Annotated in this window: 2 protein-coding genes and 1 pseudogene; 2 read left to right on the top strand and 1 reads right to left on the bottom strand. The window is 61.6% G+C overall.

Going from position 1 to position 1,327, the window contains the following annotated elements; genetic code table 11:
• The coding region (locus ABD104_RS30140; protein ID WP_343928880.1) for a transposase domain-containing protein at positions 1-373 on the top strand (373 nt) is incomplete at its 5' end.
• Positions 374-427: 54 nt separating this feature from the next.
• Positions 428-1,054, top strand: coding sequence for an IS3 family transposase (locus ABD104_RS30135; protein WP_343928879.1), 627 nt, complete (start codon positions 428-430; stop codon positions 1,052-1,054).
• A gap of 68 nt (positions 1,055-1,122) precedes the next feature.
• On the opposite strand, the pseudogene ABD104_RS30130 reads toward ABD104_RS30135, so the two are convergent.
• Positions 1,123-1,327 (bottom strand): annotated as a pseudogene (locus tag ABD104_RS30130) (hypothetical protein); the annotation flags it as partial.

Genomic DNA, 1,327 nt, shown 5'->3' with positions numbered 1-1,327 from the left:
AAGCGTTGGGTGGCGTCCCGCCGGCGCAGTATATGCCCCGGTTAACCCACGCTCCGAATCTCTATCGGCCGCTGTCTACTTGACGGGGGTGCTTACGCAGGCACTGACACGCTATCTGGATGACGGCGAACTGGAGATCGACAACACCGCTGCCGAGCGCGCGCTGCGCGGCGTCGCCGTCGGTCGCAAGAATTACTTGTTCATGGGGTCGGACCGCGGCGGCGAGCGGGCCGCCACCATGTACAGCTTGATGGAAACGGCCAAGCTCAATGGGATCGATCCCGAGGCCTACCTGCGCCACGTGCTCACCGTGATCGCCGACCATCCCGTCAACGACGTCGCGGCGCTGCTGCCCTGGAACGTTAGCCTTTAAACGGTCCCAGTAACGCATCCGGTCAAGACGGTATTGCCCGGATGCTTACGAACGGTGGCGCACCTGCTGGGGTTCAACAAGAACACCGTGCAGCGCGTGTTCCAGTTGATGGGCTGGCAGGTTCGCAAGCGGCCGATCGGGTTCAGGCCTCGGATCCAGGCTCTGCCTTCGGTAGCGACGATGCCCAATGAACGTTGGTCTACGGACCTGTGTCGCGTGTGGGCCGGACGGGACGGCTGGGCAACGCTGGCGCTGGTGATCGACTGCCACACACGTGAGTTGCTTGGCTGGCATCTGTCGCGAAGCGGTAGGGCCTGCACGGCGGGTGCTGCACTCGAACACGCTCTGATCGCTCGCTTCGGAACGCTGGGGCGCGTGCCGATGCCGTTTCTCCTGCGCTCGGACAACGGCTTGGTTTTCACCTCGCGCAGCTACACTGCCCTCGTGCGCAGCTACGGCTTGCGCCAGGAGTTCATTACGCCGCACTGCCCGCAGCAGAACGGCATGATCGAACGGGTGATCCGCACGCTCAAGGAACAATGCGTGCATCGGCACCGCTTCGAGACGATCCAACATGCCAGCCGCGTCATCGGCGACTGGATACGCTTTTACAACGACCGACGACCGCACCAAGCGCTCGGCATGAAGACTCCGGCTGAGACATTTGCTTTAGCCGCTTAACCTGAGCAGGTTCTGCTGGGTCAATACACCAAGCGCTCGGCATGAAGACTCCGGCTGAGACATTTGCTTTAGCCGCTTAACCTGAGCAGGTTCTGCTGGGTCATTACATCGATGTACATCTTGCGCAGCCGGGCGTTCTCCGCCTCCAGCTCCTTCATGCGCGCCATCATCGACGTTGTCAAACGCAATTGAAATGTGAGCCACTTCGCGCGTCGGCGCGCAAAGTAAATCTGGGCCATTCGATTAGTTCTTGGCGGCGGGCACATGCCCGGC

The sequence above is a fragment of the Pigmentiphaga daeguensis genome (assembly GCF_039523035.1).
In the GTDB taxonomy this organism is placed as follows: Bacteria; Pseudomonadota; Gammaproteobacteria; order Burkholderiales; family Burkholderiaceae_B; genus Pigmentiphaga; species Pigmentiphaga daeguensis.
This window is presented reverse-complemented; position numbering and strand designations above follow the sequence as displayed.